Annotated in this window: 4 protein-coding genes; all 4 read left to right on the top strand. The window is 29.9% G+C overall.

From position 1 onward, the window contains the following. Positions 1 to 527: HAD-IB family hydrolase (locus tag AB2369_RS12235; RefSeq protein ID WP_367666754.1), on the top strand; the 527-nt coding region annotated here is incomplete at its 5' end. Positions 528 to 531: 4 nt separating this feature from the next. Next, entirely contained in the window at positions 532 to 1,350 is an 819-nt protein-coding gene (locus AB2369_RS12230) for an aminotransferase class IV (RefSeq protein ID WP_367666753.1), read from the top strand. 304 nt (positions 1,351 to 1,654) lie between these two features. After that, positions 1,655 to 3,619: a flagellar assembly protein A gene (locus tag AB2369_RS12225; RefSeq protein WP_367666752.1), complete on the top strand. Its 1,965-nt coding sequence runs from the start codon at positions 1,655 to 1,657 to the stop codon at positions 3,617 to 3,619. Positions 3,620 to 3,633: 14 nt separating this feature from the next. After that, positions 3,634 to 3,780, top strand: a 147-nt coding sequence (locus AB2369_RS12220) for a chemotaxis protein CheW (protein WP_367666755.1), incomplete at its 3' end; no start/stop codon positions are given.

The following is a 3,780-nucleotide window of genomic DNA, read 5'->3' as shown; positions in this document are numbered from 1 at the left end:
GAGCCATATTCTCAGGAATTATGTTTCTTTTAAAAATCTATGATGAAAGAAGAACAAAAGAATGTTTTTTAAAGTTTATAGATGGAATAAAAGAAGAGGATATGAAAAACCTTGTTAAAGAGTTTTATGAAAAAAAATTAAGTAAAATATTTTATAAAGATGCATTAGATATGATAAAAAAACTAAAAAAAGAAGGATGTAAAATATATTTAATATCTGCATCCCCAGAATTTTATCTAAATGAGTTATATGCCATTGAAGATGTTGATAGGGTAATAGGGACAAAATTTACAGTAAAAGAGGGCTGTCATAGAAGACTTATGGAAGGAAACAACTGTAAAGGAGAAGAAAAGGTAATAAGGCTGAAGGAAGAATTGAAAAAAGAAGGCATAGAAGTGGATTTTAAAAACTCTTATATGTTCTCAGATTCTCTTTCAGATTTACCACTTTTTAATTTGGTGGGGAAGCCTTATCTTATAAATCATAGGAAAGGGCATGATACCATAGAAGTTTTAAGATGGAGGTAGGGTTATGGAAAAAGTTTTAAATGATTATTTTATATGTAAGGGAGAAAAATTACATGTAGAAGCTTTTAAGGAAGAGAAAGTTCTTTCAAAAAACAATATATATGAGGTTATAAGAATTATAGATGGGGTTCCTTTATTCTTAGAAGAACATATAGATAGAATGAGGAAATCCTTTGCTATAATTGGAAGAGAAGAGTTGTTTAAATATGATGATATAAAGGGAGTCATAGATGACCTTATCAAGTTTAATGATAATAAACTAGGAAATATTAAGGTGGTATATGCTGTTGATAAGAATATATTAAGTTCATATTATATAGCTCATTCTTATCCTAAGGAAGAATTGTACAGAGAAGGGATTCACACCATAGCTTTTCATGGAGAAAGAGAAAATCCTAATGCAAAGATTATAAATAATACCTTTAGAGAAAAAGTTAATGAAGAGATAAAAAAGAATAATGCCTATGAAGCAATATTAATAGATAGAGAGGGGAAAATTACAGAGGGTAGTAGATCTAACATATTTATGGTTAAGGAAGGTAAGGTAATAACTCCTCCAGTAGAGGCAGTGCTTCCAGGAATCACTAGGTTTATAATTCTTAAGGTTTGTAGAGATTTAGGTATCCATGTGGAGGAAAGAGAAGTTTATGAAGAAGAGTTAAAGGATCTTCAAGGATTATTTATGTCTGGAACTTCTCCCAAGGCTTTACCTATAAAATCTGTAGATAATATAAATTATAATTCTTCAAATGACCACATAATTTTATCTATTATGAAAGGCTATGATAAAGAAGTGATAGACTATATTCATGGATATAGGTAAATGGGGATTTTAGGGCATGTGAAGAGGAGTTAAATTAAGGATTTAAGATTATATTAACTTAGAGAAAGAATTACAAGGTTCATAAGTACCATAGGGTAGCTTGAAGATAAATTTCAGGCTACCACTACTTTATCATATTGAAAGGTAGAAATTTTATATGTAGAATATTAAATAAAAAAACTATACAAGACCAGTATAATATTCAGTTAAAATTAATTATGATTACTAGAATATATATAAATTACTACATTTTATGATATACTGTATTTAAATAAATATGTAAATTTATGAGAGGTGATGACCTGTGATAAAGAAAACTTTTTCAGGAAAGACTTTAGAAGAATGTATACAGATGGCATGTAGGGAATTAAAGTTATCAGAAGCTCAATTACAATATGATATCATAGAAAAAAAGGGACTGTTTAAGAAGAGAATAACCATAGAGGTTAAAATTCTAGAAGAAGATATTAAAAGAGAAGATTCTAAGGAATCTAAGGAAGAGATAGGAATAGATATCACCCATAATAAATCTAATGAAGATGAAAATGGAAAGGTTTTAATAACTGATGGAGAGATAAGGGTATTCAATCCAAAAGGTAATGGAGAATTGCCGGTTATCATAATACCACCTAATATAGAAGTGAAAATAGATGGACAAGTATCAGTGGGAAAAGTAACGGTTAAAGAGGAGAATAACATAGAGATATTCTTAGGTAAAGAAGAAGGAAGAAGGAATCTTAACATTACATTATCAGAAAGAGATATGAAGGCATATATGACTATAAGTTATAATGAGGAAAGAACTTATAAATTAAAAGATGTACCTTTAAGTAATAAGGCTACATTAGTCCTAGAAGTAAAGGAAAGCATTATGCCTCCACTTTTTAAAAAGGATGATATAATAAAAGAACTTAAATCTCTTAACATAGTCTATGGAATTCTAGAGGAGGAAATAGAAAAGCTAACAAAAGAGAGAAAGGTAGAATTAGCCCTTGTTGCCCTAGGAGAAGAAGCGGTAGATGAGGAAGAAGATAGAATAGAAATAAAGTTCGATATAGATAAAAAAACTTTTAAGGAAGATCACATAGGAAATATAGATTATAAGAATATAGGAAGTATAGATCGGGTAGATGAAAACGTAGTTATTGGAGAATTATATGTAGGGAAAAAAGGTAAGAATGGAAAGAGTGTTAGAGGTAAAGTAATACCATGCAAAAGTAAGAAAAAACTTATATTTAAAGCTGGAAAAGGAACTATAGAAAAAGAAAACACTATCCTAAGTACCTTAGCTGGTAAACCCTTATTTAGAGGGGGAATTTTTGAGGTCCATCCTATTCATGAAGTTGATGGGGATGTAAATATAGAAACGGGAAACATAGAATATTCAGGAGATGTTATTGTTAAAGGTAATGTGACGGATGGGATGAAGGTAACCGTAGGAAATGATTTAACCATACTTCAAGGAGTATCCCATGCTGATATTGAAGCTGATGGAAATATTGAAATCAGAGGCAAGATAATATCCTCAAGTATTATAGGGGGAGGACAAGATAACTATATGATATCCTACTTAGATATCTTAAAAGAACTTAAGGATAGGCTTATAGAAGTTATAGAAGTTATAGTGGAAATAAAGAAATATCATATAGCAGGCCATAAGAAAAGTGATGGGGAGATAATTAAGGCTCTATTTGAAAGTAAGTTTAAATCCATACCTAAAATATGTAATAATCTTTTAAAGGAAGAGTATCTTCAAGAAGATATAAAAAATATATTAATAAAAAAACTTATGTTTTTAGCCCCTATAAATATAAAGCATTTTAGTGAACTCGACGATATTATAAAGATAATAGATTTTAAGATAAAAGACTTAGAAGAAAAGGCAACTATTCCTGTTGATATTACAGTAGATTATGCTCAAGATACCACTATAAAAAGTACAGGTAACATATATATAACAGGAAAAGGTGAATATATATGTAACATTATATCCAATGGAATAGTTAAATTTAACAGAGAAGGAGCTATAGCTAGGGGAGGAAGTATTTATTCAAAAGTGGAGATAAGAGCAGAGGAAGTAGGAAGCGTTTCAGGGGTATCTACCAAGCTTATGGTAGATAAGAAGGGGCATATTTTTGTAAAGAAAGCCTTTGGAAACACTAAATTCATAGTTGGAAATAGAGAATATATATTAGACTATGAGAGTAAGGACATTCATGCTTATATGGATTCATCAGGAGATATAGTTATAGACAAGCTTAAAGCGTAAGGAGGCAGTAAAGGATGGAAGGAAAAGAAGTAAAAGTTCTTGTATTTAGCTTAGATAATGAAAATTATGCAGCTGAAATCATGGATATTGAAAGAATATTAGAATATGTAACACCTACAATAATGCCGGATCTACCAGGTTTTATTGAAGGAGTTATAAAC

The organism is Clostridium sp. (assembly GCF_040797585.1).
In the GTDB taxonomy this organism is placed as follows: domain Bacteria; phylum Bacillota; class Clostridia; order Clostridiales; family Clostridiaceae; genus Clostridium_Z.
Note: the sequence above shows the minus strand (reverse complement) of the source record. Positions and strands in the feature narration are given on the sequence as shown.

Bases quoted from the DNA above. Each gene is read 5' to 3' on its own strand.
- AB2369_RS12230 (WP_367666753.1), top strand. From the start codon at position 532: ATGGAAAAAGTTTTAAATGATTATTTTATATGTAAGGGAGAAAAATTA.